24 protein-coding genes are annotated in these 25,936 nt (G+C 62.6%); 8 read left to right on the top strand and 16 right to left on the bottom strand.

Translation table 11 applies throughout. The features are described from left to right. The 3 genes from HWY05_RS21015 to HWY05_RS21025 all read right to left on the bottom strand — a co-directional run bounded on the left by HWY05_RS21015 (position 1) and on the right by HWY05_RS21025 (position 2,267). On the bottom strand, positions 1–1,437 hold the full coding sequence (locus tag HWY05_RS21015) for a TolC family protein (protein ID WP_035555677.1): 1,437 nt from the start codon (positions 1,435–1,437) through the stop codon (positions 1–3). Continuing rightward, complete coding sequence (locus HWY05_RS21020) at positions 1,434–1,751, bottom strand: hypothetical protein (RefSeq protein WP_176059464.1); 318 nt, start codon at positions 1,749–1,751, stop codon at positions 1,434–1,436. Before HWY05_RS21020 ends, HWY05_RS21015 begins: the two co-directional genes overlap by 4 nt. A gap of 90 nt (positions 1,752–1,841) precedes the next feature. Then, positions 1,842–2,267: a hypothetical protein gene (locus tag HWY05_RS21025; RefSeq protein WP_176059465.1), complete on the bottom strand. Its 426-nt coding sequence runs from the start codon at positions 2,265–2,267 to the stop codon at positions 1,842–1,844. 180 nt (positions 2,268–2,447) lie between these two features. Here HWY05_RS21025 and HWY05_RS21030 point away from each other — a divergent pair, with 180 nt between their 5' ends. Together HWY05_RS21030 and HWY05_RS21035 are read left to right on the top strand one after the other, a co-directional pair. After that, a complete protein-coding gene (locus tag HWY05_RS21030; protein WP_035555664.1) occupies positions 2,448–2,645 on the top strand; it encodes a heavy-metal-associated domain-containing protein in 198 nt (65 codons plus the stop codon). 64 nt (positions 2,646–2,709) lie between these two features. Further along, entirely contained in the window at positions 2,710–3,117 is a 408-nt protein-coding gene (locus HWY05_RS21035) for a DUF305 domain-containing protein (RefSeq protein WP_176059466.1), read from the top strand. A gap of 50 nt (positions 3,118–3,167) precedes the next feature. Here the strand turns inward: HWY05_RS21035 and HWY05_RS21040 are convergent, their stop codons facing one another. Next, on the bottom strand, positions 3,168–3,977 hold the full coding sequence (locus HWY05_RS21040) for an alpha/beta hydrolase (protein ID WP_176059467.1): 810 nt from the start codon (positions 3,975–3,977) through the stop codon (positions 3,168–3,170). Between the two features lie 135 nt (positions 3,978–4,112). On the opposite strand from HWY05_RS21040, the gene HWY05_RS21045 reads away from it, so the two are divergent. Next, positions 4,113–5,033: a LysR family transcriptional regulator gene (locus HWY05_RS21045; RefSeq protein ID WP_176059468.1), complete on the top strand. Its 921-nt coding sequence runs from the start codon at positions 4,113–4,115 to the stop codon at positions 5,031–5,033. Position 5,034: 1 nt separating this feature from the next. Here the strand turns inward: HWY05_RS21045 and HWY05_RS21050 are convergent, their stop codons facing one another. The 5 genes from HWY05_RS21050 to HWY05_RS21070 all read right to left on the bottom strand — a co-directional run bounded on the left by HWY05_RS21050 (position 5,035) and on the right by HWY05_RS21070 (position 14,071). Continuing rightward, complete coding sequence (locus tag HWY05_RS21050) at positions 5,035–6,657, bottom strand: tetratricopeptide repeat protein (protein WP_176059469.1); 1,623 nt, start codon at positions 6,655–6,657, stop codon at positions 5,035–5,037. A gap of 11 nt (positions 6,658–6,668) precedes the next feature. Further along, positions 6,669–9,329, bottom strand: coding sequence for a DNA-binding protein (locus tag HWY05_RS21055; RefSeq protein ID WP_176059470.1), 2,661 nt, complete (start codon positions 9,327–9,329; stop codon positions 6,669–6,671). Positions 9,330–9,554: 225 nt separating this feature from the next. Further along, on the bottom strand, positions 9,555–12,662 hold the full coding sequence (locus HWY05_RS21060) for an EAL domain-containing protein (RefSeq protein ID WP_176059471.1): 3,108 nt from the start codon (positions 12,660–12,662) through the stop codon (positions 9,555–9,557). Beyond that, on the bottom strand, positions 12,659–13,453 hold the full coding sequence (locus tag HWY05_RS21065) for a transporter substrate-binding domain-containing protein (protein ID WP_035555644.1): 795 nt from the start codon (positions 13,451–13,453) through the stop codon (positions 12,659–12,661). The genes HWY05_RS21060 and HWY05_RS21065 overlap by 4 nt, the downstream gene beginning before the upstream one ends. A gap of 201 nt (positions 13,454–13,654) precedes the next feature. Continuing rightward, positions 13,655–14,071 carry a potassium channel family protein gene (locus HWY05_RS21070; protein WP_051980677.1) on the bottom strand — a complete coding sequence of 139 codons (417 nt, stop codon included), beginning with the start codon at positions 14,069–14,071 and terminating at the stop codon, positions 13,655–13,657. 262 nt (positions 14,072–14,333) lie between these two features. Between HWY05_RS21070 and HWY05_RS21075 the strand changes: the two genes are divergently transcribed. Beyond that, on the top strand, positions 14,334–14,975 hold the full coding sequence (locus tag HWY05_RS21075) for an MAPEG family protein (protein WP_176059472.1): 642 nt from the start codon (positions 14,334–14,336) through the stop codon (positions 14,973–14,975). Between the two features lie 16 nt (positions 14,976–14,991). Beyond that, a complete protein-coding gene (locus HWY05_RS21080) occupies positions 14,992–15,498 on the top strand; it encodes a dihydrofolate reductase (RefSeq protein WP_035555639.1) in 507 nt (168 codons plus the stop codon). On the opposite strand, the gene HWY05_RS21085 is transcribed toward HWY05_RS21080, so the two are convergent. Next, on the bottom strand, positions 15,493–16,989 hold the full coding sequence (locus HWY05_RS21085; RefSeq protein WP_176059473.1) for a methyl-accepting chemotaxis protein: 1,497 nt from the start codon (positions 16,987–16,989) through the stop codon (positions 15,493–15,495). The genes HWY05_RS21080 and HWY05_RS21085 overlap by 6 nt on opposite strands. A gap of 204 nt (positions 16,990–17,193) precedes the next feature. Here HWY05_RS21085 and HWY05_RS21090 point away from each other — a divergent pair, with 204 nt between their 5' ends. After that, positions 17,194–17,466 carry a hypothetical protein gene (locus HWY05_RS21090; protein ID WP_176059474.1) on the top strand — a complete coding sequence of 91 codons (273 nt, stop codon included), beginning with the start codon at positions 17,194–17,196 and terminating at the stop codon, positions 17,464–17,466. Between the two features lie 111 nt (positions 17,467–17,577). Here HWY05_RS21090 and HWY05_RS21095 read toward each other — a convergent pair whose 3' ends face one another. The 3 genes from HWY05_RS21095 to HWY05_RS21105 form a co-directional block, all read right to left on the bottom strand. Then, positions 17,578–18,489: a LysR family transcriptional regulator gene (locus HWY05_RS21095; protein ID WP_176059475.1), complete on the bottom strand. Its 912-nt coding sequence runs from the start codon at positions 18,487–18,489 to the stop codon at positions 17,578–17,580. Positions 18,490–18,560: 71 nt separating this feature from the next. Then, on the bottom strand, positions 18,561–19,334 hold the full coding sequence (locus tag HWY05_RS21100; protein WP_035555628.1) for an SDR family oxidoreductase: 774 nt from the start codon (positions 19,332–19,334) through the stop codon (positions 18,561–18,563). Positions 19,335–19,540: 206 nt separating this feature from the next. Beyond that, positions 19,541–20,332, bottom strand: a complete 792-nt coding sequence (locus tag HWY05_RS21105; RefSeq protein WP_176059476.1) for a PhzF family phenazine biosynthesis protein — start codon at positions 20,330–20,332, stop codon at positions 19,541–19,543. Positions 20,333–20,503: 171 nt separating this feature from the next. On the opposite strand from HWY05_RS21105, the gene HWY05_RS21110 reads away from it, so the two are divergent. Next, positions 20,504–21,601: a retroviral-like aspartic protease family protein gene (locus tag HWY05_RS21110; RefSeq protein ID WP_176059477.1), complete on the top strand. Its 1,098-nt coding sequence runs from the start codon at positions 20,504–20,506 to the stop codon at positions 21,599–21,601. A gap of 54 nt (positions 21,602–21,655) precedes the next feature. Here the strand turns inward: HWY05_RS21110 and HWY05_RS21115 are convergent, their stop codons facing one another. The 3 genes from HWY05_RS21115 to HWY05_RS21125 form a co-directional block, all read right to left on the bottom strand. Continuing rightward, positions 21,656–22,690, bottom strand: a complete 1,035-nt coding sequence (locus tag HWY05_RS21115; protein ID WP_244146671.1) for a linear amide C-N hydrolase — start codon at positions 22,688–22,690, stop codon at positions 21,656–21,658. Between the two features lie 211 nt (positions 22,691–22,901). Further along, on the bottom strand, positions 22,902–23,498 hold the full coding sequence (locus HWY05_RS21120) for a GNAT family N-acetyltransferase (RefSeq protein ID WP_035555621.1): 597 nt from the start codon (positions 23,496–23,498) through the stop codon (positions 22,902–22,904). A gap of 126 nt (positions 23,499–23,624) precedes the next feature. Beyond that, positions 23,625–24,263, bottom strand: a complete 639-nt coding sequence (locus HWY05_RS21125; RefSeq protein ID WP_176059479.1) for an FMN-binding negative transcriptional regulator — start codon at positions 24,261–24,263, stop codon at positions 23,625–23,627. A gap of 114 nt (positions 24,264–24,377) precedes the next feature. Here HWY05_RS21125 and HWY05_RS21130 point away from each other — a divergent pair, with 114 nt between their 5' ends. Next, positions 24,378–25,913, top strand: a complete 1,536-nt coding sequence (locus tag HWY05_RS21130; RefSeq protein ID WP_176059480.1) for a PLP-dependent aminotransferase family protein — start codon at positions 24,378–24,380, stop codon at positions 25,911–25,913. Positions 25,914–25,936: the final 23 nt, after the last annotated feature.

Consider the following 25,936-nt stretch of genomic DNA (forward strand, 5'->3'; position numbering starts at 1 on the left):
TCATTGACCTTTGGATTCATTGGACGAGGCGGTTTGCGTCGCCGGTAAGAGAGGTGTCGCGGCCAGCGCGGCAGGCGGCAAACGGCCGCCAAGCGCTAGTTCCAGATCGGTTTCGGCGAGCCAGTAATCTTTCAACGCGTCGATCGCGCTATTTACCGCGCCGATCTGCTCGCGCGAATCGGCGAGCAGTTCGAACACGCTCGCGAGCATGCCGTTGTAGCGAAGCAGCAGTTCGTCCGAAATGGTTTTGCGGAGCGGCACGACTTCGTCTCGGTAGTGCCTGGCGAGCTCGTAGTCGCTCATATAGGCGGAATACGCTTCACGGACCTCGGAACGCGCGTCGATCGCCGTCTCGCCAAGCCGGTTCGCCGATTGCAGATAGATCGCCTCGGCGCGCGCCACCTTCGCGCCGCCCCAATCGAACACCGGAATTTCGACGCTGATTTCGTAGCCCTGCTCGCGGCCGTCGGAGGTGGTGAAATTGTTCTGATAGCCGACGTCCAGCGCATTGATGAAGCGCGTGGCCTGGCTTAAGCCCAGTGAACTCGCGACGCTTTGCGTTTGCAGTTTCGCCGCCTGAACGTCGAGGCGGTTGGTCATGGCGAAGCGCTCCAGGTCGGGCAACCCGGCACGCTCGCGAGGAAGATCGGGTAAGCGTTCGGGCAGCGCGTATTGCGACGCTTGCGAGCCCCACAGGCCCATCACGCGGGTGAGCTTCTCTCGCCCCGCCACCGACACCTGCTGCGCTCGCACACCTTGCGCCATGGTTTCCGCGTAGAAGGCCTGCTCGCGCGCGTATTCCAGCTTGCTGAAATGACCGGCCTGCTGCATCCGCAACGCGAGTTCGGCGCTCGCTTGCGCGGCGTCCGTCACCTGCACCGCGTAGGCCGCGGATTGCTTCGCTGCCACCGCGTTGATGTACGCGCGTCGCGCATCGGCCGCGACTTTTAGCATCGCGTCCGCCGCGAGCAAACGGGTCCGCTCGAAGCGACGGCTTTCGATCCGCGTGGCCAGCGGCATCGTCAGCACGTTCATGAGGCCGAGCGTGAACGTGCGGCTGATGCTCAGGTCGTTGCCGCCGTGCGTGCGGTTAAACGTGAAGCCAGGATTCGGCAGCCGCCCTGCCTGAACCAGATCGGCTTCGGCGATACCTAGCTCGCTGTACGCGCCTTGCAGGCCGCGATTGTTCAATAGCGCGATCTGGACCGCGTCGTCCATGTCGAGCGGTTTGGCCAGCAGTTCATCGGTGCGTTTGGCGACCGCGCTGCGGTCCTGATCCGTGGTGATTAACGCGGCCTCTTTGCCGAGCCGTTCCGAGGCTGTGCTGGAAACGGTCGCGAATCCGCCGTCTTTCGAAAACGTCGTGCAGCCGGCGAGCAATAAAACCGCCGCGGCAATGGCCAATACACGGGAAGTGGGAAACATGGGCCGACTCATTTCATCGGCTCCTCGTGGGAAGCACCGTGCATGTCATGCCCTGCGCCGGCGCTGGCGCTCATGGAATGCATCATGTCGTGATGCATGCCGGCGTCACCGGACGACGGTTTCGTGACCGCGCGATTGAGCGCCTGCCAGGTCGGCGCGTCCGGCTCGCGGTAACTCACGTAGTCCGCGAAGAAGGACGGCGCGCTGAGCGCGGGTGTCGACGCCGCGGCATCCGCCGGGTCGGGAATGACTGAGGGGGCCTGGGCGTGCACGAGCGACGGCAAGCTTGCCGTCGCGGCGAGCAGCGCCGCAATAAACGTTCGCATGAATTGTCTCGTCGTATGTCGTCCCGGCCGCCGACATGCAGCCGGCCGCCGGAGCGAATGGGAACCACGCAGCGCGAGGCTGCGAAAGAACTAGACGAGTGAGAGGCGCGGAGGCCGTTCGATGCCGTCCGTCAGAAACGACGCGACACGAACAGCGGGAGGCAGGGGAACGGTGAAATGAATCGGCTCGACCGACAGGGACGCCGCCGCGGTATTCGGCAACGCGCCGCCGAAACAGCACGCGGCGCACGTCGAGCACGCGTGCGCGTGATGCTCGCCGCCAACGGTGCCGTGATGCGGAAGATGGACGCTATGGCCTATGTCACTGGCTTGCGCGGCCATCATCGCGGCGTGGTCATGATGTTGAAGCTGGCTCGCAACAGGCTCATGACGCACGGGCGCTCTCTCGCCGATGGAATACGAGGAATCGCATTTCATGGAGACGGCCGCGAACGACTGAACCGGAAGGCTCAGCACGAGCAGCACGACGATGAGGAGTTTGCGCCAGTAAGACATGGAACGGAGTCTAGCACGCTGATTAAGGCGACTGTAAGGCCAGAAGCGCGTCTCGCGCGACGAGATACAGTGATGCCCAATATCAGTCGACTACATGAACCAATACGCTTGACCTTACTGCGGTGGGAAGGTCCACGCTTGAGTCCTGGCCACTCATTAACGACTCATTGGAGGCAGCAAATGGAATTCGAAATCCCGGATATGACGTGCGGCGGATGCGCCAATGCGATCAAGCGCGCGGTCACCCAACTCGACCCCGCCGCGAAGCTCGACGTCGACGTCCCCGTTAAAATCGTCAAGGTCACGTCGACGCAATCGTCGCAGCGGATCATCGAGGTCATCGAGGCAGCGGGTTTTCATCCGTTGGCGAGAGCCTGAATGAAATGAACCGCTGCCGATAAACGCATCGACCAGGACACCCTTTTCCTAACGGACATCCATCATGAAAAACCTTCGCGCCTTTCGCGCCCTCTGTCTGTTCAGCGGCCTGGCGTTTGCCGTCGCGGCCGCGCCGGTTCACGCGCAGCAGAGCGGCACGATGCCCGGCATGCCGGGCATGAAAATGCCGGCTTCGACAGGCGCCGGCTCGAGCGATTCGACGCAAGCGTTCAAGGCCGCCGACGACAAGATGATGCAAGGCATGAGCGCGCCCGCCTACACCGGCGACACCGACAAGGATTTCGTCGCGCATATGATTCCGCACCATCAGGGCGCGGTTGAAATGGCGCAAGTGGAATTGAAATACGGCCAGGACCCGGAGTTGAAGCGCCTGGCTCGCAACATCATCAAGGCCCAGCACGATGAAATCGCGTTCATGCAACGTTGGCAGGCGAAACACGGCGTGAAGTAAAAGAGCAGCCGGGGCTGGCGAAAAAGCGCCCCGGTACTCCCGCCTACCCGTTACGCGTCGTGCTCAACGCGCGCGAGACGCCGAACGAAGTCGTGAATCCGCTCTGCGACTTCAGCCGGTGCTTCGAGCGGCGATAAATGCCCGACACCGGGCAGCACATGCATCACCGCGTGCGGAATGCGGCCGAGCACTTCCCGCTGCAGCACCGCCACGCTATCCACGCGATCCAGTTCGCCGGCAATGATCGTGGTCGGCACATCGATCGAGGCGACTTCACGCGTAATGTCTTCACGGCTCGTGGCTCGCGGCCACGCGGCCTTCGCTTCGGGCGCGCCACGCAAGCTGTCTTCGATCACTTGCCGGCGATGCGCGGGGCTCAATGGTTTCGCGCACAACATGCCGTCAATGGACGCTTCGACCGAAGCCGGCGTGGCATAAGCGCTTTCCATCTGCGCCAACGCTTCGGCCGGCAATTGCAACGGCACCGGCGGCGACGGCGCGACCAGCACGAGACCGGCCAGACCTTGCGGACGGCGCGCCGCCAGCAACTGCGCCACCTTACCGCCCATCGAATGGCCGACCAGCACGAAGCGCCGTAGCACGAGCGCTTCGATCACGCGCTGAGCGTCGTCGGCGAGATCGGCGAGTGCGTATCCGGCGGCCGGCTTGTCCGAATCGCCCCAGCCGCGGTGATCCGGCGTGACCGTTCGGTACACGTTCGGCAGCGCGGCGATCACGTCGTGCCACGTGCGCGACGAGCCGCCCCAGTAATGCAGAAACACAAGAGCGGGCGTGTCGCCGCCGTCGTCGAAACCCAGTTCCCTCACGTGAATCCGTACACCATTCGAGTCGATTTTCATTTGAAACTCCCTGCGCGTTGAGCCTGTCTCTGCCCGTCGTCAGGCATTGAGTTCGATGGTAGATTTAATCGTGTCTCGCGATAATCCCGGTTGCATTATCATGATTCGATCGTAAAACTATCGACTGGAGTCGCCATGGATCGTTTCGCCAGCATCGCGGTGTTCGTCGCCGCGGTCGACGAAGGCAGCCTTGTCGCGGCAGGCCGGCGCTTCGGCTTATCGGCGTCGATGGCCGGCAAGCATTTGAGCGGGCTCGAAGCCGAACTCAAGGTGCGCCTGTTACAACGCAGTACCCGCAGCCTGAGCCTGACGGACGCCGGCCGCGCGTATTACGCCCGCTGCAAGCGCATTCTCGACGAGTTCGACGACGCCAACCGCGAGGCGAGCGACGCGCAGCGGGTCGCGAGCGGCATGCTGCGCGTCGCCGCGCCGGTCACGTTCGGCGCGATGCATATGGGGGATGTCGTCACGCGGTATCTGAGCGACCACCCTCACGTCGACATCGACATTGCGCTCGACGATCGCTACGTGGATCTGCAAAACGACGGCATCGACGTCGCGATCCGGATTGGCCGATTACCGGACTCGCAACTCGTCGCACGTCGGCTGGCGCCCTGCCGGATGGTGATCTGCGCGTCGCCGGCTTTTCTCGCGCGCGAAGGCGTGCCGCACACGCCCGGCGATCTGGCTCGTGCGCCGCGTCTCGCGTTCAGCGAGGCCGTGTCGGCGGGCGAATGGACGTTGCTGGACGAGCAGGATCGCTATCACGTGATCGGCGGCCCGCTGCGAATGCAGGCCAACAACATGCAGATGCTGGTGGCGGGCGCACTCGCCGGTATCGGCATTGCGTACGGTCCCACTTTCGTATTCGGCGAGCACATCAAGGCGGGCAATCTCGTCGTGCTGCTGCCGGGTTTCAGAGCGCCCGAGTTGACGATTCACGCGGTGTATCCGTCCGCGCGTTACGTGCCTTCGAAGGTGCGGCGGTTTATCGATTGCCTGGTCGACGCGTTTGGCGACGAGCCGCCTTGGGACAGTTTTCGGGCCGTCCCTTGAATTACGCTTCAAACACCTCGGCACAGGCCTGCCGTACCCGTTCGATCACCGCAGGCCAACGTCCACCCAAAGGCTGACGAAACAGCCGGATCGTCTCCGGATACCACGGCGAGTCGTCGCGTTCGAGCATCCAGCGCCAGTCGACGGACTGCTCCGGCAACATCACCCAGCAGCGCGTACCGACCGACGCCGCGAGATGCGCAATCGCCGTATCCACGCAGATCACCAGATCGAGTTGCGCGACGATCGCGGCGCTATCGGCCATGTCCTTCGTTGCAGAACCGAGATGCAGCAGCGGCTGTTCGGCGGGCGGCGATTGCGCCTCGTCCTCTCCGTCGCCTTTTTGCAGACTCACGAAGCTCACACCAGGCAAACGCCAAAGCGGCGCGAGCATCGCGAGGGACGACAGTGAGCGGTTCGCGTCGTTCTGGTGGAGCGCATTGCCTTTCCAGACGAGTCCGATTCTGCGGCCCGAGGGAAGTGTTGCGAGGCGCTCGCGCCAGACGTCGGCGAGTGAGGGATCGAGGTTCAGCCGAAGAGGCGGCGGCATCGTTTCCGTCGTTGTCCGCAGGTAAAACGGCACACTCAACGGACTCGTCCAGTAGTCGTAACTCGACGCCGCGGCCCAGCCCGCCTCGTGCGTCCACACCACGTCGACGCCCTCCACCGTGGCGAACAGCCGATGCAGCGACGCAGCGCAGACAAACGCGACCTGCGCCGCGCCTTGCGCCTTCAGCAGCGGCAGATAGCGGCCGAAATGAATCGCATCGCCGAGTCCGCCCTCCTGCCAGACCAGCAGTTTTTTCCCCACCAGCGATTCGCCTTGCCAGCGCGGACGCCCGACGACCTTCTGCGTCTTATGTTGCATCGACCCAGGGTCCGCATGACGCGCGTCATGCAACCGCCAGCCTTCGTCGAAGCGCCCCATGCTCAGCAGCAGCGTGGCCAGCGCGAACCGCGCCATGTGATAGTCATCGCTAACGGCAAGCGCCTGCCGGTAGGCGGCCTCCGCATCCGTCAGACGGCCCAGTTCCTTCAGGATGTTGCCGAGGTTGCTGTACCCCATCACGAAATCGGGACGCAGTGCGATAGCGCGCCGATAGGCATCGGCGGCTTCGCTCCAGCGGCCTAGCGGTCTCAACACAGTGCCGAGGTTGTAATGAAACTCGAGGCGATCAGGCAGAATGCGCGACGCTTGCCGATACGCCGCTTCCGCTTCGGCCATGCGCGCCTGGTCCTGAAGGAGTGAGCCGAGCTGGTTGTGAACGTCCGCGAGATCGGGGCACACGTCGAGCAATTGCCGCAATAACGCTTCCACGTCAGCCAGGCGGTTGAGGCCCTTCAGCAAGGTGGCGAGGTTCAGGTACGCGTCCGCGAAACGCGGATTCGTTTCGATAGCGCGACGCCAGTAAGCCTCGGCGTCGGCGAGATCGCCCAGACCAAGCGAACTGACGGCCGCGAGTTGCAACGCCTCGGCTAGTTCCTTGGGCGGCAACGGCGGCTGCAAGTCGAGCAGCGGCTTCACCTTGTTCAGCGCGTCGACAAATCTCGCCGACGGATCCGGCTGCGCTACCGGCTCGTCTTGAGCCGAACGGGAAGGTTCGCTAAGGGAAGACGGACACATAAGCAGATCGATCAGCGCTCAATCTTCGACATGACCGCCGTGGTCGCGTCGTAACGGTAGCCCTTCTGCGCCAGTTGCTGCGCCATCGTCGCGCCGATCAGTTTTTGCTGCATGTCGCGCGATATCAACTCGTGATCCGGCTTGAGGCGCTCCAGTTCCGACGCGAGCCGACGAACCAGCACCACTTCTCCGGTGCTGCGCGCGTCGATGAAGATGATCCGCTCGCTCGCGAGACCGAGGCGTTGCTTGAGATCCTTCGCATGCGCCACCCATTGTTCGGCATTCGCGTGAAGCTCGTCGAAGGCCTTGGTGTGCGCTTTGGCTTGCGCTGCCACCTGACGCTGCAGCGCGGCGATTTCCTCGGCGCTGTCGGTCTCGTCCTCTTTGACGCCAGGCTGCGGGTGGCGTCGATTGTGTTTGGCGGCGGCGTGCGGCCGCTCCGCAATGCGTTGCTGCAATTGGGCGGCATGCTGTTCGGCGGCGTCCGCGCGTTCCTTCGCGGCGGTGGCTTCCTGCGACAGTCGCGTCAGCTCGGCACTCGCGGCTTCAGCGGCCGCGGTCAGCGTGCCGACGTGTTCGCGGCTCGCGTCGAGTTCCGCCGATTGCGCCTGACGGGTGGTGTCCAGCGCGGTGAGTTGCTGCTGCGCGTGATCGTGTTCCTGCGTGAGTCGCGCGATCTCGGCCTCTTTACTGGCGACACGCTCGGTCAGTACTTCGTGCGCCTGGCGTTCTTCTTCGAGCGTGGTTTGGGTGGCGGCGAGCGCCGCGCTTTCCGCCGACACGCGCTGCTCCAGTTCCTCGATGCGTGCCTCGGCGGCTAGCGCGCGCGACGTGGCCGTCGCCGCGTCCTGCGCGGCGCGTTCCGCCTCTTGCGACCTGGCCTGCCCGGTGTCGCTCAACGTGGCAGCCTGCTGCTGCGCGTGATCGCGTTCCTGCGTGACTCGCGTTATCTCAGCGTCTTTGCTTACGACCAGTTCGTTCAATACGTCATACGCCTGGCGTTGTTCTTCGAGCGTGACCCTGGTGGCCTCAAGCGTTGCCATTTCTTCAGACGCACGCTGCTCCAGTTCCTGAATTCGCGCCTCGGCGGTGTGCGCGCGCGACGTGGCCGACGCCGCGTCCTGCGACCATCGTTGCGCCTCTTCCGACTTCGCCTGACATGCGTCGTTTAACGTGGCGACCTGCTGCAGCGCATGATCGCGGTCCTGCGTGACGCGTGCGATCTCCGCGTCTTTGCCGCCCACCACCATGATCAATGCCGCGCGAGCCTGGCGCTCTTCTTCAAGCATCGCGTTCGTGGCCGCGAGCGTGGCGCTTTCCACCGACGCACGTTGCTCCAGTTCCTCGATACGCGCCTCGGCGGTATGTGCGCGTGTCGTCGCCGCGGCGGCGTCCAGCGACCACTTGTCCGCCTCTTCCGACTTCGCCCGCAACGCCTCGTCCAACGTGGCGACCTGCTGCTGCGCGCGATCGCGGTCTTGCGTGACGCGCGCGATCTCTGCGTCTTTACCCGCGACCACCACGATCAGCGCTTCACGCGCGTGACGCTCTTCTTCAAGCGTCGTGCGGGTGGCTTCCAGCGCGGCGCTTTCCGCCGACACGCGCTGCTCCAGTTCCTCGATGCGCGTCTCGGCGGCTTGCGCGCGCGCCGTGGCCGCCGCCGCGTTTTGCGACCAGCGGCTCGCCTCTTGCGACTTCGCCTGACACGCGTCGTCCAACGTGGCGACCTGTTGCTGCGCGTGGTCGCGTTCCTGCGTGACGCGAGCGATCTCGGCGTCTTTGCCCGACACCACCGCGATCAACTTTTCGCGCGCCTGACGTTCGTCGTCCAGCGTCGCTTTGGTCGCTTCCAGCGCGGCGTTTTCAACCGATGCGCGCTGCTCCAGGTCTTCGATGCGCGCCTCGGCGGTTTGCGCGCGCGAGGTTGCCGCAACCGCGTCCTGCGACCATCGGTCCGCTTCGTCCGATTTCGCCTGACACGCCTCGCCCAACGTCACGATCTGCTGCTGCGCGTGATCGCGCTCCTGCGTGAGCCGCGCTATCTCGTCGTCTTTGCCTGCCGCGGCCGCCACCAGTTCTTCACGCGCCAGACGTTCCGCGTCGAGCGTCGCATGGACGGTTTCGAGCCTGGCGTTGTCCGCCAGCGCGCGCTGCTCCAGTTCCTCGATGCGCGCGTCGCACGCTTCCGCGCGACGGCTTGCCGCCACCAGTTCCGCGCCGAGGCTCAAGGCCGTGTCTTCCGACGCGGCCAGCGCACGTGTTTGTGCGGCGAGCCGCTCGCGGCCCGCTTCGACTTCTTCGATGGTCTTCTGATACTCGGCGAACGCCTCGTCGCGTTCGGAGAGCGCGGCGTCGAGGTGCTCGCTGAGCGCGCTGAGGCGCTGGTTGAACGCTTTCTCCGCTTCGTCCTGCGAGGCGCTCCAGATACGATCCGCGGCGCTCATGATCGTTTCGGCCACGCCGGTCGGCAAGCCGCTTTGGACCTGCAAGTCGGGTGTGCTGGGCACACGCGCTTCGCGCCAGCGTTGCAAAGCCTCGACGATCGCAACCAGCGAACCGCCTTCGAGTTCTTTCCAGATGGCGACGGGCGAGACGCGTTTGTCTTCGTCAACCATGCGATCGGCGATCGCGGCGACCCGCTCATCGGTGATTGTGTCTACGTCCCTGGACATAAATGCCTCAAAATCAATGTGGCCGGGCGGAAGAGATCAAGTCTCCCATACGTTACTACGTCCCGTCACATTCTCGACGAAAGGAAAATGACAGCTACCACGGTGTGGACCGGCGACTGAATCCGCACCATCAGGCACGGGCGCCGACCTCGACCGGCGTCCGTATCGCGAGCTTTACATTCATCCGCGAATCCGGCTAGCCGTGTTGAATGACAGGTATCAGGTTTATTCGGCCACGCAAGGACGCGCTTCGCGCCGCCTCAATAGCGCTTCGAAGCCCTCGACAGGCAGCGGGCGGCAAAAGTAATAACCCTGGTACGCGTGGCATCCGGCCGCCGCAAGGAAGTCGCGTTGCGCCTCGGTCTCCACGCCCTCGGCGATCACGCCCAAGCCGAGGCTGTGCGCGAGCGCCACGATGGTCCGGGCGATCACGGCGTCGTTGGGGTCGACCAGCACGTCCCGCACGAACGAGCGGTCGATCTTCAACTGGTCCAGCGGCAAGCGCTTCAGGTACGAAAGCGACGAATAGCCAATGCCGAAATCGTCGAGCGAAAACACGACGCCTCTCGCTTTGAGCGCCGCCATCTTCTGAATAATGTCCTGCACGTTGTCCACCAGCACGCTTTCCGTCAACTCCAGCTTCAGGCGGTTGGGCCGCGCGCCGGTTCTAGCGATGATCGCCACGACCTTGTCCACGAAGTCCGGCTCGCGGAACTGCTGGGCGCTGACATTGACCGCGATCGTGAGATGCGCCATGTCCGCTTGCGTTGCCCACGCCGCCAGTTGCGCGCAGGCCGCCTCCAGGACCCAGCTCCCCAACGCGAGGATCAAGCCGGTTTCTTCCGCGACCGGAATGAAATCGGCCGGCATCACGATGCCGCGCTGCGGATGCTGCCAGCGCACCAGCGCTTCGACACCGGTGATCCGGTCGGCGTCGATCTGCGCCTCGTAATACAGCAGGAACTGGTTCTCTTCAATCGCCGTGCGCAGCCCCGCGTCCAGCGCGGCCCGCTCCATGACGACCGTCTGCATGTCGGGATCGAACAGCCGCACCGCGTTGCGGCCTCGTTCCTTGGATTTGTACATGGCCAGATCGGCCTGTTTCAGCAGTTCGTCGATCGACGCCTGATGACCGATGAACACGGTCGCGCCAATGCTCGCGGTGCTGCGGTATTCGATCTCGCCGAGCTGATACGGACTGCCCAGCACGGCGAGAATCGTTTCGCCGAGCGCTTCGGTCTGTTCGGCCGCCTGCTGCCGGTCTTCGTGCAGATTACCCAGCACCACCACGAACTCATCGCCCCCCACCCGCGCCACCGTGTCGGTCTCGCGGACGCTGACAGCGAGACGCTGCGCCACCTGTTGAAGCAGCAGGTCGCCTTTGTCGTGACCCAGCGTATCGTTCAACGTCTTGAAGTGATCCAGATCGATGAACAGCAGCGCGCCGCATGCGTCGCTCCGGGCGCTCGCCGTCATCGCCTGCTTCAGGCGCTCCAGCAACAAGGTGCGGTTCGGCAAACGGGTCAGCGCGTCGAAGAACGCGAGTTCCTTGATGCGCTCTTCCGCGATCTTGCGCTCGGTAATGTCGTGGTGGGTGCAAACGTAGTGGCTGACAATGCCGTTCTCGCCCATCACGGCGGAGATCGTCAGCCATTTGGGGTAAACCTCGCCGTTCTTGCGGCGGTCCCAGATTTCGCCCTGCCAGCCGCCGGCACGATGAATCGTTTCCCACATGGTGCGGAAGAACGCGACGTCGTGACGATCCGAGCGGAGCACCTGCGGCGTTTTGCCGACGATTTCTTCGGGCGTGTAGCCGGTGCACTCGGTGAAGGCCGTGTTCACGCGCAGGATCTTGGCGCCGAAGTCGGTGATCATCATCGGCTCCATCGAGTCGAATGCCACCGCCGCGATCCGAAGTTCGGCCTCCGCGTGTTTGCGTTCGGTGATGTCCCGGCCGCTGGTGCGAAAGCCGATGCCATTGCCTCGGGAGTCGCTGATCGGCACCCACGAAACGGACAGCCAGATCAACGCGCCATCCTTGCGAACGCAACGAAATTCGAGGTCGTCGCCGCGAATGCCCCGCAGGCCCTTCTGAATTTCAGGTACGACGCGCGCGATATCCGCCGGATGAATCACCGTGCCGGCAAAGTCGGGCATCGCCATGCATTCGCTGACGGTATAGCCGATGTACTCTTCCACGGACGAATTGATCCAGCGCGGCTTGCTGTCCGGGCCCCACCAGACTTCCCAGTTGACCGTGCAATCGGCGATCGCGCGAAACTTCGCTTCGCTCTCGCGCAGTTCGCGGGTCATCGACGAAGCGAGCCGCAGCGCACGGCCATGGCCGGTCATCATGAGCCAGGTGAGCAGCGCCAGCAGCAGGCTCAGGCCCGTGCCGGTGGCGGCGATCTGCAGCGCGGCGTTGCGGCCGAAACGGGCTTTGAAGTCGTCCTGAGCGCTCATTGTCAGCGTCCAGTCATGGCCGCCGACCACCAGGTATTCATTGGCCGACATGTCGGTAGGCAGATGCCCGGCCGACCCCGGCGTTCTATGCAGCAGCGCTGCGGACGACGGTTCGACGCCGTCGTATATCGCAATCGACAGCCCCGGCGGCTGCTCGCCATACAGGCTGGCGATCACGTCGTGCATGCGGAACGACGCGTAGACCCAGCCGACCAGGTGCGCGCGGCGCTGGGCGACGCTTTCCTGCGACTGCCCGCGCGCGTAAACCGGCAGATACATGATGAAACCGGGGCGCGCGTTGGTCTCGGTGTCCACCACCAGACTGACTTTGCCGGAGACGGTCGCCATACCGGAATCGCGCGCCTGCTCCATGGCGCGCCGGCGCACCGGGTCGGCCCATGCATCGAAGCCGGGCTCCATGCGGTTCAGGCCGACCGACGGCGAGCGCTGAATGACGGGCGCGTAATCGTCGCGCGCGCCTTCGGGGAGAATGGTGTAGCCGCGCAGGCCTTGCCGGCGCATGGCGCCGATGTGATCGTTCTTTTGCGCCGCCGGCACCCACGCAACCAGACCGATGGCCTGAATGCCGGAGAAGTTGGCGTCGAGATTGAGCGTGTCGACGTAGTCGCGAAAGCGCTCGCGGTCCATCTCGCCGCCGGCGGCGAACAGGCTCTGCACGCCGCGCAGTAGCAGCTCATACGTGCCCATGCGCTGTTCGATGCGGCTGACGGCATCGCCCAGCGAGAAGTCGAACTGCGTGAGCAGTTCATGACGCGCGGCTTGCCGCTCATGGTCCCACAGCACCCACGTAACGCTGAGCGCGGCCGTCAGAACCAGCACCGGCAGAACGGCGATCCGCGCCCAACTCACGGCGGCGTCGGGAAATCGACCATCGCATCGGCGAGGTCGGGTTTGAAATACTTCTCGAACAGGCGCCGCACGGTGCCGTCCGCGCGCATTTCATCGACCAGCGCGCGCCATTTGGCCCGCTCGACCGGCGACAACGCCCGCTTCGACATGATCAGGCCGTGAGGCACGGCGGGATCGTCGAACTCCACGATAGTGGTCACGTCGCGGATTTTCTTTTCGTCGATTGCAGGGTAATCGAAAGGCTCGATGATCATGCCTTGAATGCGCCGGAGGATCAGCGCCTGATACAGCGGATCCAGGCCGCCCGCCTGGCTGACGCGGTTTTGCGCGGCCAGCGTGTCGACCAGCCGGTTCGCCGATTGGCTATAGCGGAAGCTGCGGATCACGCCGAGCTGGAATTGACGGTTGCGCTCGAAATCGGCCGGCCGCTGGATGCCGGCGTCTTTGCGCACCAGCAAATAGTATTTGTTGCTGAAGTACCAGGCGAAGTCGGCGTACTGATTGCGCTCGTCGTTGGCAATGCCGGACAGGCTGAAATCGAGGCCGCCGGATTCGATCAGCTTCCAGATTCTGGCCCGCGACATGAGGCTGACACGGATCTGACAGCCGCTGCGGCGCGTCAGTTCGTCGGCGAAATCCTTGTCGATCCCGCTGTCCGTGTCCACGGAATAGAGCAGGCCATGATCGTGTAACGCGAGCGTAAAGGTACGCGAACAGTCGGGACCCGCGGCGAAAGCGCTACTCAGACAACTCAGCGCCAGCAGCAGGCCACCAAGGCCGTGTCGAATCACAGTGGCTCCATCGTGCGAAGGAAGGTGGCTTAAATAACGCGTTCGATCCGAGGACACGCTTCACGCAGTATCGGCATCGCGCTGCCGTTCTTGAGCGGCGGTCGTATTTTGGCAGCTATTGTGGCGGGTTTGTATTGTTTACGTCGGAATTTTGCAGAGGCAGGAGCGGCGCCGCACACAGCGGCTAACTTCCATGGCGGCTTAGCGATCACTATCCGCGGCTCGCGTTTGGCGATGTAGCAGGCCGGCCCGTTGCGCGGCGAACTGGATCGCGTAAACCGCGCAAGCGGTCACCACGCCGGTCAGCAACACGCCGAGCAGTCCGAGCAGGACGGCGATGATTCGCCCCAGCGCGGAGGTCGGGACGACGTCGCCGTAGCCGATGGTCAGCGCCGTGACCGCGCAAAAGTAAAAGGTCTCACCGATCGACGACGGCGCTCTCGACGTCGCGCCGACGGTCCCGCCAAGGTAGTACATGGCGATCGACAGAAAGAAGAACAGCGCCAGCAGCATGGCCAGAATGTGGCGCAGGAGCCAGATAACCCGCGTGAATTCGGCAATCGCATCGTGCGGCCGGATCTGGGCGCGAGCGTTGCCGTGGGCAGAAGGGTCGTCCATGTCATGAACCTCGCGGATTGGCCGGCTTCTTCTGTTGAGAAGCCTGAAGTAGAGGGACTAGCTGGTCGACTGCGTACATTGCCCGCTATCGTCGGGAATAGCAACCTGGCCGGTCGCCGCACCTGACGGCGCGCAAGCCGTCTTTCTCTATCGAAGGGATTTCGGTTAGCCGCGCATTACACTACGTCGCAACAGACCAACGCGCCGGGCACGGCCGATATCCATGCCGATGCCACCGCAACCATCGCCAGGAGGAAAACCCATGAGCGTCCCTGCCCCTCCCGCGCCCGACTTTCGGCGGCAGCGCCTTGTCGGCATGGCGGGCATCGCGGTCGCCTCGCTGTTTGCCTCGGGGCTCTGGCTCGGCATCGATCTGGGGGTGTCGCCACTGCCTGGCATGGACAGCCTCGGCGCACGGATGCTGCTGACGCTCAAATGCTGCTGCGCCGCCGTACTGTTCTGCCTGGTGACGGGCATCGAGGCCGTCGCGCACGAGCGATTGACGTCGCCCGCGTTCGATCCACTAATAGGCTTCGAGACGCGCCGGTTACGTGTCAATCAACGATACCTGCAAAACACGCTGGAGCAGATCGTCGTGTTTGCCGCTGCGTTGTTCGGACTGGCCGCCTACTCTGCCGACGGCTCGTCCATGCGCGCGGTCGTGGCGACAACCGTGCTCTGGATCGTCGCACGAGCCGCGTTCTGGCTCGGCTATCATCGCAGCGCGGCGCTGCGCGGGCTCGGCGCGCCGGGCATGGCGATCAGTATGATCGTGCTGCTTTATGTCGTGAGCCGGTTTGGGCACGAGATCGCGGGGACGATTGGGGCCGTCGTGCCGCTCGCTGCATTTGTCGCGATCGAGGCGGTGTTGTTCTGGGAGACGCGGCCTGTGAAAGAGCGTTGATTCGAGCGAGACAACCATGTTGAACGGCAAACGAATTTCCATGGTGGCCGCCATGGCCACCAACCGCGTAATCGGCGCGGCGAACGACATTCCGTGGAAAGTACCCGGCGAGCAACGCCGCTTTCGCCAACTCACGGAAGGGCATCTCGTCGTGATGGGTCGCCTCACGTATGAATCGATTGGCCGGCCGCTTCCCAATCGCGATGTACTGGTTATCGGCACTCAACCTGTTGTTGCCGCTGAAAACGTGACGACTTGCCGTTCTTTTCAGGAAGCCGCCGACCACATCGCGAACGACAAGCGAGACGAAGTGTTCATCGCAGGCGGCGAGAAGATCTACCGCCTGTTTTTGCCGTACGCGGACACGATCCATCTCACCGAGATCGATCTGACGCCACCGGGCGACACGCTATTTCCAGAGCTTCCGGCGGCGGACTTCGATTGCATCGAGAGAGCCCGTGTGGACGGACCCACTCCCTATACATTGCTGACCTACCAGCGTATTGCTTCGATCGCGCTATAACCGGAAAACCGTCACCGCCGAGTGCAGCTTGGCCGCCTGATCGTCCAGCGATTGCGCCGCGGCCGCCGCCTGCTCCACGAGCGCCGCGTTCTGCTGCGTCACCTCGTCCATCTGCGTCACAGCCTGACCGACCTGGTCGATACCCTTGCTCTGTTCATCCGACGCCGCGGCAATCTCGCCCATGATGTCGGTCACACGCGTCACGGCGGCGATGATGTCGCGCATGGTCGCCCCAGCCTGCCCCACCAGTTCAGTGCCCACGCTCACATGCGTCGTGGACGCATGGATCAGGTCCTTGATCTCCTTCGCGGCGGATGCCGAACGCTGCGCCAGCGTGCGCACTTCACCGGCCACGACCGCGAAACCCCGGCCCTGTTCGCCGGCGCGCGCCGCTTCGACCGCGGCGTTCAACGCGAGAATATTGGTCTGAAACGCGATGCCGTCGATGATGCCGATGATGTCCGCGATCTTCGACGAGCTCTGGCTGATCTCGGTCATCGTGCCGACCACGTTCGTGACGACCTGACTGCCGTGGCCCGCAATGTTGGAAGCGTTCGCCGCCAGACCGCTCGCCTGACGCGCGTTCTCCGCGTTCTGCCGCACTGTGCCGGTCAACTCTTCCATACTCGCCGCGGTTTCCTGCAACGAGGCCGCCTGCTGTTCCGTGCGCGAGGACAGATCGGTATTGCCGGCAGCGATTTCCTTCGACGCGGTGCTGACCGACGCGACCGAATCCCGCACTTCCGTCATGACGCCTTTGATACGGTCCATCAACTGGTTGAATGCGCTCGCCGTCTGGCCGATTTCATCCCTGCCGTGAACCGGCGCGCGCAGCGTCATATCGAGCGATTCGCTCGCCTGCTGCAGCGTGCCCTGAATGCCGAGCAGCGCCCGCTGAATCGAACGCGACAGCACCATGATCCAGCCGACCACCAGCGCCAGTACCAGCACCATCACCGCGACCACCGTGCGGACCGCATTCGTGCTGGTGAGGGTAGCGGCCGCATCGCGTTGTTCGGCCTGCTTGTTCGCCTCGTCGATGATCTGTTCGATCGACGCCTGAAGCGGCTGGAAGTCGGAGTGATAGAGCGCGGTCACCTGGTCGTTCGCCGCCTTGGAATCGTGAGCGGCCAGGTCGATCAGTTGACGCGACTTCTGATCGTACGAGGTCCACGCCGCGATCACCTTGCTGAATCGATCCTGTTGCTCGGGCGATTCGAACAGCGGCAGGATGACGCCCGACCACTTGCTGACATTTCGTTCGGCATCCGTAAATACTTTTTTGGTGTCGTCGGTAGTTGGATCGAGTTCGATGGTGGACAGCGCGCTGCCCTTGATCTCCGCGAGACCCCGCGCCTGTTTCTCCAGCCGATGCGAGGCAGCTTGCGCATTGCTGACCGAACTAAATCCGATCGACGTCACCACGGTGCCGAAACCGATGGCAAGCAGCGTGACCAGCATGAGCAGCCGAAGCTTCAACTTAATCGTCATAGGAATGATCCGTAAAGTCAGAATACCTAATTCATGCTTTCGGCATATTCCAGGAGAAACTTTAGCTGTTATGCATCATTCAGTTATACCCGACAATTCGCCTACAGCGACGCGACATTGAAAGGATCGTTCATTCGGCCCTCTTGACCGCCAGAACTAATAATTTATAATCGATTATTGTGACAAATAAAAATGGATCACGTAATGAGCGCCGCATTTTTCAAACGCAGTTTGATGTTTTCTATTCCCTTGCTACTGATCAATCTGGCGCTTCAATATCACGAAGCCGGCAAGCTGACAGGCACCGAAGTGGCGGTGAATCTGATCGCATTCCTGCTGGCAGGCGTTTTTTTTGAAGCGATGGGTTCATGGCGAAAGCGCAGAATCCAGAAAAGCAGATTCGCATTTATGGCGGAGACGGCCGTCTGGGCGATTATCGCTATCGGTCTTTTCGTGTTCTTTTACCGGATGAGTTGAACACTCCGCATTCATGTCGCCGAGTACGCGTGAATATCCTAGATTAAATGAAATTAAAACGAATTACCTTATTACGCTTCACGAGCGTAGCGCGCCCGGATTCCGGGCGCGCTACGTGTGCGCTTCGAGCTGCGGCCGAATCAACGCCTCGAACCATTCGATAAATGCATTCAGCCGCCGCGACCGTTGACGCCGGTGCGGATACAACAACGAAACGGGCATGGCCGCCGCGCGAAAGTCAGGCATCACTTCAACCAGTTCGCCACGATCCAGCAAGTGCTGCACATCGAAGCGCGGAATCTGAATCAGCCCGACTCCCGCGAGACAGCACGCAATATAACTTTCGGCATTGTTAACGACGACTTGCGAAGCCACGGCAACGCTACGGAGTTCGCCTTCAACCAGGAATTCCCAAGGCTGTTCCCGCGCGGTGGTCGGCGACGCATAGCCCACCATTTCATGCCCTTGCGCGAGTTCGTCCGGCAGGCCCGGTGCGCCTTTCGCGCGGAGATAACCGGGGCTCGCGCAATTGATCACGGCGAAATGGCCTAACGGATGCACCACGAGACTGCTGTCGTTGAGATTGCCCGCCCGAACGACGCAATCCACGCCTTCATGAACGAGGTCGATTGCGCGATCGGTCGATCCCAGTCCCAATTGCAAACGCGGATAACGTCGCAGGAAACCGGGCAACGCGGGGGCAATCAAACGGCGGGCGATCCGGCTGGGAACGTCGACGCTCAAGCGGCCGGACACTTCTTTCTGGCGCGTCTGAAACAGCGAGTAGATGTCTTCCACATCGCCCAGCAAGGGCCGTACGCGATCGAGCAATTGAATGCCGTCGGCGGTGAGCTGCACGCGCCGCGTGGTGCGATGGAGAAGCCGCGTCGCGAGGCTCGATTCGAGCTCCTGCACCGCCGCCGACACCGACGCGCGCGGCAGATCCAGCGCGTTAGCGGCCTTGATGAAACTCCCCATGTCCGCGACCTGGACGAAGATACGAAGCTGGTCGAGTTTATCCATCAGTGCTTCCTTCAATGGCGCAGCGAACCGCCGCGGCTAGCCAGAGCAGCCACGGCGCCGGCATGCCGGGCTTACTTCGTGGTGTAGCCACCGTTGATCAGAATGGTTTGACCGGTGATCCACCATCCGTCGCTAACCAGGTGACGAATGAACGGGATCACGTCTTCAATATCCGTCAGACCGGTTTTGGAGAACGACGACAGCGCCGCGGCGGTCTTGTGATACGCCACCGCCTCTTCGCCTTCGGCGGGATAGAAGAACGGCGTGTCCATCGGACCCGGTCCAATCGCATTGACCGAAATGCCGCGCTGCCCGAATTCCTTCGACGCTGCCCGCGTGAAATGTTCGACCGGCGCCTTGGTGCCTTCGTAGGCGGCATAAAATGGCGTGTACGCTCCGAGCAACGACGTGACGAGCGTCACCACCTTGCCATGATCGTTGACGTTCTTGCCCGCCTCTTTCAGAAAGAAGAACGCGGATTTCGCGTTGACCGCGCTCATCTCGTCGTATTCCGCCTCGGTGATTTCCACGAAAGGCTTCTTGAGTACTTTGCCGACGGTATTGATCGCGATGTCGGGTTTGCCCACCGCCGCGATCGTGTCGGCGAATAGCTTTTCGACGGCGCTCGCGTGGGTCAGATCGGCCTGAAACGCGGCCGCTCGCGCGCCGGCTGCTTCGATGGCGGCCACGGTTTCATCGGCCGCGGCTTTGCTCGACGCGCTGTTGTAGTGAATCGCCACCGCGGCGGCGCCTTGCCGGGCCAGATCCCGCGCGATCAGGCCGCCGAGATTTTTCGCGCCACCGGCGATCAGAACGACCTTCCCTTTGATTGAATGGTCAGCCATGGGGTTCTCCATCTGTGATTGGTAGGGAGTTCGAGTCTAATCGCCTGACGTCGATAGATCAGGCCTCGTTTCCTGGATAGATCATCCAGAGAATCCGACCAATGGTGGGGATTGGCGGCTCGTTCTGGAGAACCTTGGCGGGCGTGGGCATCGATCAGCGAACGCGTTTTGGTCTGATCAAAACGGAGCGGGCGGCTTTTAGTCCGTCAAACCTCGCTTCGCTCCGCCCGACCGCCCACCTGCACCATGCCATTCCTGTAGCGAGCCTGCAGCGTACAGGGTTGGCCACGTGCGTCGCCCTGCAGCAAGGTGATGTTTCGCTCGAGTAAAGATGCCAGCGCACCGGCCGCCACACCCGTCGCCGCGTCTTCCGCGTGGGGTTCGAGATGATTGAAATTGCGGCCCGCGTAGACCTCGTCATGCAGACGGCAATACACGTATAAGCCCGACACGCCCTGCTCCCGTCCCCAACTGACGATAGCCGGGAGATCGGGCTGCAATGCGTCGAGCACGGATTGATCGCTTACTGCCACCAACAGCTTGACGCTGCCCACCGACGCGAGCCTCGGCAAGCCGATCAGATTAGCCGGATCGGTCTGAAGCAGGCGCGCCGCGTCGGCGACGTCGACACTCAGCGGCGGGCAACGCTGCGGATTCACGTCGACGAAGAGGCTCGGGTCGAGATGCGTGACATCAAGTACCTGCTTACGCAGGCTGGTCACGAACCGGGTTCGCTGAATAGCCGGATTGCGCTCGAAGAACACCGCGCTGGCCGCGAGCGTTGCATGCAGACAAAGCGGGCTGCGCATGTGCGGATAGAAATAGTCCAGTTGCGTCTCGCCGGCCGCATTGGTTTCGACGAACACCGTCGCCGCTGCGTTCTGTTCCCGGGCGAACGCCAGGCGCTCGGCCTCCGCCAAAGCCGAATGCTCGACCACGATAGCCGCGTTGCCGGTTCCTTCATAACGGCCAAAGCAAAGCATGCGATGGAGTTTCATTGTTTTCGCGTGTGCTGGATTTAGAGTAGAAATTATCCTTCAGTTCATGCTGAATCGCTTCCTTAAATCGCTGCCGCATGATTACAATTCGCCGTCGCGGAAAATCACGGTTTGCCCAGAATGATAAATAACACCGATCACGCATCCGTAGAATCGAATTCAGTTTTAGCTTTGGGATTAAAGCGAAGCGTTGCGAGCCGCGCCGCACTGCGCCTCTGCGTCAGCGGACTGGCTGCGCTGATAGCCGGTTGCGGCCCTTCCATTCCAGACGAGATCAAACCCGCCGTCGATCACTATCACCTCGGCTCCGTGGCGGCGAGCGATCTGACCACGCCGGAAACGTCGCGTGCGCTCTCGCAGCTAGCGCGGGAATCGTGCAATCAGGACGCCATGGGCGTGTTGGGCGCACGACTCCAAAGCACCGGCTACCGGCGCGAAGCGGCCAACGCACTGACCCAATTCGTGGACCAATGTGGCCGCGCGGACGGCTTTCTCGATGCCGCGGCGCAAGACCTCATTGCCGTGAGCGATTACCGCGCCGCCGCCGCAATCGCCGACCGTCTTGTGCGGACCGACAACATCAATCCGCAGTTCTACTTCACGCGCGGCCGCGCGCATGAAGGCGCGCAAGACTATGAAAAAGCGCTCGCGGACTACATGCAGGCCATCGCGCTCGTGCCTGATCTGTCGACAGTCAACGGCGACCTGTTCATGCGGGCCGCGGACATGCAGGCAAAAGCCGGACGCTATTGCGAAGCGATCAGCGTGATCCGCATATGGACGACTTCCGAGCCGAGTCATGCGAACTTCCCGCAGGTGAACCAGCAGATCGCGGCGTATGCGGCGCATCAGTCCTGCCAGTCTTCGTACGCTGCCGGCAACGACACATTCGCACGCAAGGCCGGCACGACGATTCTCGTCAAGGCGCTCGTGAACGGAGTGAGCGGCACGTTTATCGTCGATACCGGCGCAACGTATGTGCTGTTGACGCGCAACTTCGCGCGCCGCGCCCAGGTGCCGCTCGACACCGCCCGCCCGATCCAGATGACGACGGTGAACGGGCAGCGGCAAGCGCTGTTGAGCTCGGCGTCGTCGATCAAGGTGGGGCGAGCCGAGGCTGAACGTGTCGAACTGACCGTGGACGGCCCGGCGGCGTCGTCGTTGGGAAATGGCGTGGACGGCTTGCTCGGGCAGTCGTTCCTGTCGCGGTTTCAGACGCAGTTCACGCCGACGCAGTGGTCGATCCGGCCGGCTGCGTTGAAGCGCTAGAGATTACGTGCGTGGCGTATGTGGCGCACCTGGCTCGCGCCGCCAGGTGTAGTTTCACGGCGCCGGCATGAATCTGAACGACGGCGTCGCGACGAACGATCCCGAAACTTCACCGGAGAAAACCTGCCCGGCGTCGATAGTCAGCTTCATCACGGGCGCGCCCGGTTTCAGATTCAGATTGTGCAGCGACACCCAGAACGTGTCCGGCCGCGTCGACGAATCGAAGTAGTAGACGAGGTTCTTCTGGTCGGACACGGTGCGCCAGATCGTCGACGACAGGTTCGGCTGGTCCGGCGTCGAAATGCCTAGCGGCACGCTGACGGATCGCATCACACTCATCACGCCGGCCACGGCCTGATACGCATACGACCGGTTCGGCACGCCGGCAATGTAGTTCGGATCGAGTTGTTTCGGAATTGCGTCGAGTAGAAACGACGCCCGCACGAAACGGTCGGCCGCGCGATTTGTGCCCGGCAGAAACGTCAGACCGCCCACGCCTTTCCAGTAGGTATCGAGCGCGAGCTGTTCGCTGTAGATCGGCGAATTCGTCATGATCTTGAACGCCTTGCCGTGATGAATCACCAGTTTGCCGTCGAGGTATTCAAGGATCGCCGAATCGCCCTGCGCGTCGGATAACGAAAGATGGATCGTCAGCGGTTTGCCGTTCGGCAACGGCGGCGCAATGATCTGAAACGGCTCGCGGCTCAGCACGTCCAGCGCCTGCGCGACGGTGGCGAAATTGTCGAGCGCGTATTGCGCCCAGAGACTGATCGATAAGGGCGCGCGTTTCGCGTCCGGCTTGCCGTAATCGGTCTCGGACAGATACAGCGCATTCGCCACGAGCCCGCGTTCGTTCATTCCGTCGACGCTGCCGATCTCGTACCCAGACACCACCACGCTGCCGTATTTCGACGTCCAGTGCGGCGAGCGCGGGCCGGCCGCGCCGTCGCGCTCAATGCCGGCAGGAAAAACCCACAAGTTGGAGCGCATGTCTTCGGACCAGTCCATCGACCGGCCCGTGATCACGAGGCCTTCGTCGCCGGTATAGAGCACTCGGGTGCAGCTTTGCGCGTTGTCGGCGCCGAGCATGGCGAGGGTTGCGAGCGTGACGAGAGCGAAAGCGGAAATCGTGGCGCGAAGGTGGCTTGCGAAGCGGGACATAAGGCGTTCCTTTGGTCTTCGTTACGCTGCGAGCGGACGTCAAGCCACGACGAAAGTTGAATTGCAAGGACGGCGCGGCGACGGCTTCATGCTAGTCGAACTTTGATGACAGAGGCGTTGTGCCTGCGTTGACGGATCACTACGGCGCGTCGGGACAATCGCGGCTCACGAGCGTTCTGTATTCGCTCAAGCCAGCCTTACCCAGCGGTTTGATCATGACCCGTATGGTATGCGTGGCATGCCTCATTGCAACACCGTGCCGCCGGCGGCTTTCAACGAAACCGTTCCGCTCCCAGAAACGTTCGGCCCGCGCGTTGCCGGCTATCACGCCGAGACGCAACCACTTCGCGCCGGACGCTTTCAGCCAGGCTTCAAGTCCCTGGTACAAGAGGCGTGCTTCTCCCCGGCCGTGCCCGTCGGTAGCCAGGATGAACAAGCCGATATGCCATACGCCGTCGGCAAACAGATCCGAAACGATCGTGGCGAACGCACGCAACGCGTGGTTCGAGTCGATGAAACCAATCGCGTGCTTGCGACTGAATGCCCATCCTTCCGGCAGTTCGCTCGCCAACTCTTCCTCGGCTTGCGTCGCGACCGGCGGACAACCTTCCGCCGATAAAAAATACCCGGGGTTGCTCTCCAGAAACGTTTGAACGGCGGGTAGGTCGGCCGGAACCAGTTCAATGGCGCGATGGCCTTCTATTTCGAACAGGCTTTGACTCAATTCGAAAGGCATTGATTATCCTTTGAGCGGTCGATAAAGACCTGGGGAACCTGGCCTTGATGTCCGCGTGTTTCACCAGCCGATAGTTTCTACTGACGTCGAAACCAAATCAACATCCCGCCGAAAGCCGCCACCCTCTTACTCCGCTTTTCTCGCGGCATAGGCCAGCATGGCATCGCCGATCGCATGCTCGCCCTGCTCACTAAGCGCCGCGCCCGCACCGTGGATATCCCGTGCGTCTTTATTCTGGCCCAGCTTGATCTTGCCGACCAGTTGCGTAATCTCGATCTCGATGCCGACAATCGCCTTCAGCATCGCATCGATATAGTCGCTCGCGCTATCCGTCATTTTCCACGGACTCGGCTGCGACGCCTCATGAACGCGCGTCAGGCGAGCGACCAGTCCGCGCACGTAGCGCTCATCGTCGTGGATCGTGATGCGGCCGTGCGCGTGCACCACGCGGTAATTCCACGTCGGCACCTGCTTGTGAAACTCGTGCTTGCTCGGATACCACGATGGGGAAATATAGGCATCGCCCGCGCGAAACACCACGAGCACGTCGTCGCCATTGCTTAACTCCTGCCAGAGTGGATTGGCACGGGCCACGTGCGCTTTGAGGACGCCGTGCGTTTTTTCATCGGCGTTCAGTTCGAATGGCAGGTGATTTGCGTCCATGCCGCTCTTGCCGTGCGAAAACAGTGTGCCAAATGGGTGCTCCGCGATCAGTGCATGCAGCACCTCGGCGCGCGGTTCGTTGAATTGACTGGGGATGTACATGAAGGCTCCGTTCGGGGCGAAAGGGTTTTGCGTTGTTCAGGAAATTTTCGCGGTAAGCTGGATTGTTTGGTAGAGCCAGTTTCAAGCAATTTCCTTGAACCAGAAAGAACGCCAATGGCCAGAAAGCCTAAAACCGTCGAGCTTCCGTCGATCGGCACGCTGGATCGGAGCGCCGGGCAACTCGGCCGCCAGCTCGCGCAGGCGCTGCGCCATGCCGTCAATCGGGGCGACCTCAAGCCCGGCGAACTGCTGCCGTCCACGCGGGCGCTCGCCACGTCGCTGCACGTCGCGCGCGGCACCGTGATCGAGGCGTTCGATCAGTTGATCGCCGAGGGTTTTCTGACATCGCAACCGAGAGCCGGCACGCGCGTCGCGCAAGCGCTGGCGCCTGCTGCTAATGCAAGCGAGCGCGTTTCCTTCGTCGAGCCCGCGCCGCTCACGGAACGTGCCCGCCTGTTCACTCAGGTGGCGCGTCAATTTTCGGTCGTGCCGGCGGCGCCCTTCGCGGTTTCAGTGCCGGTCGGCCCCGCCGCGCCGGACGATATCTGGCGCCGGCTCGGCAACCGTCTGCGGGCTCGCGGGCCTGGCGCTCCCGCAGGTTACGGCGATCCGCAAGGCGCGCGCGTGCTTCGCGAAGCCATCGCCGATTACGTGAGGAAATCGCGCTCGGTCCGCTGCGAGGCCGACGAGGTGATCATCACGAGCGGCACGCAACAAGGCCTTTATCTGTCTTGCCAGGTGCTGCTGGATACCGACGACTCGGCGTGGGTGGAAGACCCCGCGTACCGGGGCATCACCGCGATTCTTGAAAGCACCGGCCGTCCTGAGCGCATGATCCGCGTGCCGGTCGACGCCGAAGGGATGAACGTCGATGCCGGTATCGAACTCGACCCGCACGCGCGAGCGGCATTCGTCACGTCGTCGCATCAGTACCCGCTCGGCATGCCGATGAGTATGGCCAGGCGCAGCGCGTTACTGGCCTGGGCCCGCGCGAATCATGCGTGGATCGTCGAGGACGATTACGACAGCGAGTTGCGTTACGCGGGACATCCGTTTCCGTCGCTCCAGGGGCTCGACCCGAATCGGGTGATTTACCTCGGCACGTTTAGCAAGATCCTGTTTCCGTCGTTGCGGCTGGGTTACGCCGTGGTGCCGAAGAACCTGGTCGAGGCGTTCTACGGCGCACGCGTGCTGATGGATCGCCATCCGCCGAATGCCGATCAGCATGTGCTCGCGGCATTTATCGCGGAGGGTCATCTGGACCGTCATATCCGGCGCATTCGTGGTGTGTATGCAGACCGCCGCGCGCGAATCATCGAGACGATCGAACGCGTGTTGCCCAGCGACGTTGCGTGGCTACAGCCGTCCGATCAGGGAATGCATATGGTGCTGTGGCTGGGTGGCGGCGTCGACGACAAACGGGTCGCGTCGCTAGCCGCCGAAAGCGGCGTTGCCGTGCGGGCGGTGTCCCCCATGTATGCGGGCGGCAACGGGCCCACGGGGCTGATCCTGGGCCTGGGCGGCTTCAGTGACGAAGAGATTGAGATCGCGACCGGCCATCTCGCGCGATGCATCGACACCGTGGCGCGCGACACGTCCCGTGACATAAAAACCCGGCCGGCGAAAAAAACGGCGCGGCGTAGTGCCTGATAGAAACCGGCGCTTGATAGAAA

This window comes from Paraburkholderia sp. BCC1876 (genome assembly GCF_902833695.1).
Lineage (GTDB): Bacteria > Pseudomonadota > Gammaproteobacteria > Burkholderiales > Burkholderiaceae > Paraburkholderia.

Bases quoted from the DNA above. Each gene is read 5' to 3' on its own strand.
- HWY05_RS21120 (WP_035555621.1), bottom strand. From the start codon at position 23,498: ATGCCTTTCGAATTGAGTCAAAGCCTGTTCGAAATAGAAGGCCATCGC.
- HWY05_RS21015 (WP_035555677.1), bottom strand. From the start codon at position 1,437: ATGAGTCGGCCCATGTTTCCCACTTCCCGTGTATTGGCCATTGCCGCG.
- HWY05_RS21050 (WP_176059469.1), bottom strand. From the start codon at position 6,657: ATGTGTCCGTCTTCCCTTAGCGAACCTTCCCGTTCGGCTCAAGACGAG.
- HWY05_RS21040 (WP_176059467.1), bottom strand. From the start codon at position 3,977: ATGAAAATCGACTCGAATGGTGTACGGATTCACGTGAGGGAACTGGGT.
- HWY05_RS21045 (WP_176059468.1), top strand. From the start codon at position 4,113: ATGGATCGTTTCGCCAGCATCGCGGTGTTCGTCGCCGCGGTCGACGAA.
- HWY05_RS21075 (WP_176059472.1), top strand. From the start codon at position 14,334: ATGAGCGTCCCTGCCCCTCCCGCGCCCGACTTTCGGCGGCAGCGCCTT.
- HWY05_RS21055 (WP_176059470.1), bottom strand. From the start codon at position 9,329: ATGTCCAGGGACGTAGACACAATCACCGATGAGCGGGTCGCCGCGATC.
- HWY05_RS21080 (WP_035555639.1), top strand. From the start codon at position 14,992: ATGTTGAACGGCAAACGAATTTCCATGGTGGCCGCCATGGCCACCAAC.
- HWY05_RS21130 (WP_176059480.1), top strand. From the start codon at position 24,378: ATGGCCAGAAAGCCTAAAACCGTCGAGCTTCCGTCGATCGGCACGCTG.
- HWY05_RS21035 (WP_176059466.1), top strand. From the start codon at position 2,710: ATGAAAAACCTTCGCGCCTTTCGCGCCCTCTGTCTGTTCAGCGGCCTG.
- HWY05_RS21070 (WP_051980677.1), bottom strand. From the start codon at position 14,071: ATGGACGACCCTTCTGCCCACGGCAACGCTCGCGCCCAGATCCGGCCG.
- HWY05_RS21090 (WP_176059474.1), top strand. From the start codon at position 17,194: ATGAGCGCCGCATTTTTCAAACGCAGTTTGATGTTTTCTATTCCCTTG.
- HWY05_RS21100 (WP_035555628.1), bottom strand. From the start codon at position 19,334: ATGGCTGACCATTCAATCAAAGGGAAGGTCGTTCTGATCGCCGGTGGC.
- HWY05_RS21105 (WP_176059476.1), bottom strand. From the start codon at position 20,332: ATGAAACTCCATCGCATGCTTTGCTTTGGCCGTTATGAAGGAACCGGC.
- HWY05_RS21085 (WP_176059473.1), bottom strand. From the start codon at position 16,989: ATGACGATTAAGTTGAAGCTTCGGCTGCTCATGCTGGTCACGCTGCTT.
- HWY05_RS21025 (WP_176059465.1), bottom strand. From the start codon at position 2,267: ATGTCTTACTGGCGCAAACTCCTCATCGTCGTGCTGCTCGTGCTGAGC.
- HWY05_RS21125 (WP_176059479.1), bottom strand. From the start codon at position 24,263: ATGTACATCCCCAGTCAATTCAACGAACCGCGCGCCGAGGTGCTGCAT.
- HWY05_RS21095 (WP_176059475.1), bottom strand. From the start codon at position 18,489: ATGGATAAACTCGACCAGCTTCGTATCTTCGTCCAGGTCGCGGACATG.
- HWY05_RS21115 (WP_244146671.1), bottom strand. From the start codon at position 22,690: ATGCTCGGCGCCGACAACGCGCAAAGCTGCACCCGAGTGCTCTATACC.
- HWY05_RS21020 (WP_176059464.1), bottom strand. From the start codon at position 1,751: ATGCGAACGTTTATTGCGGCGCTGCTCGCCGCGACGGCAAGCTTGCCG.
- HWY05_RS21030 (WP_035555664.1), top strand. From the start codon at position 2,448: ATGGAATTCGAAATCCCGGATATGACGTGCGGCGGATGCGCCAATGCG.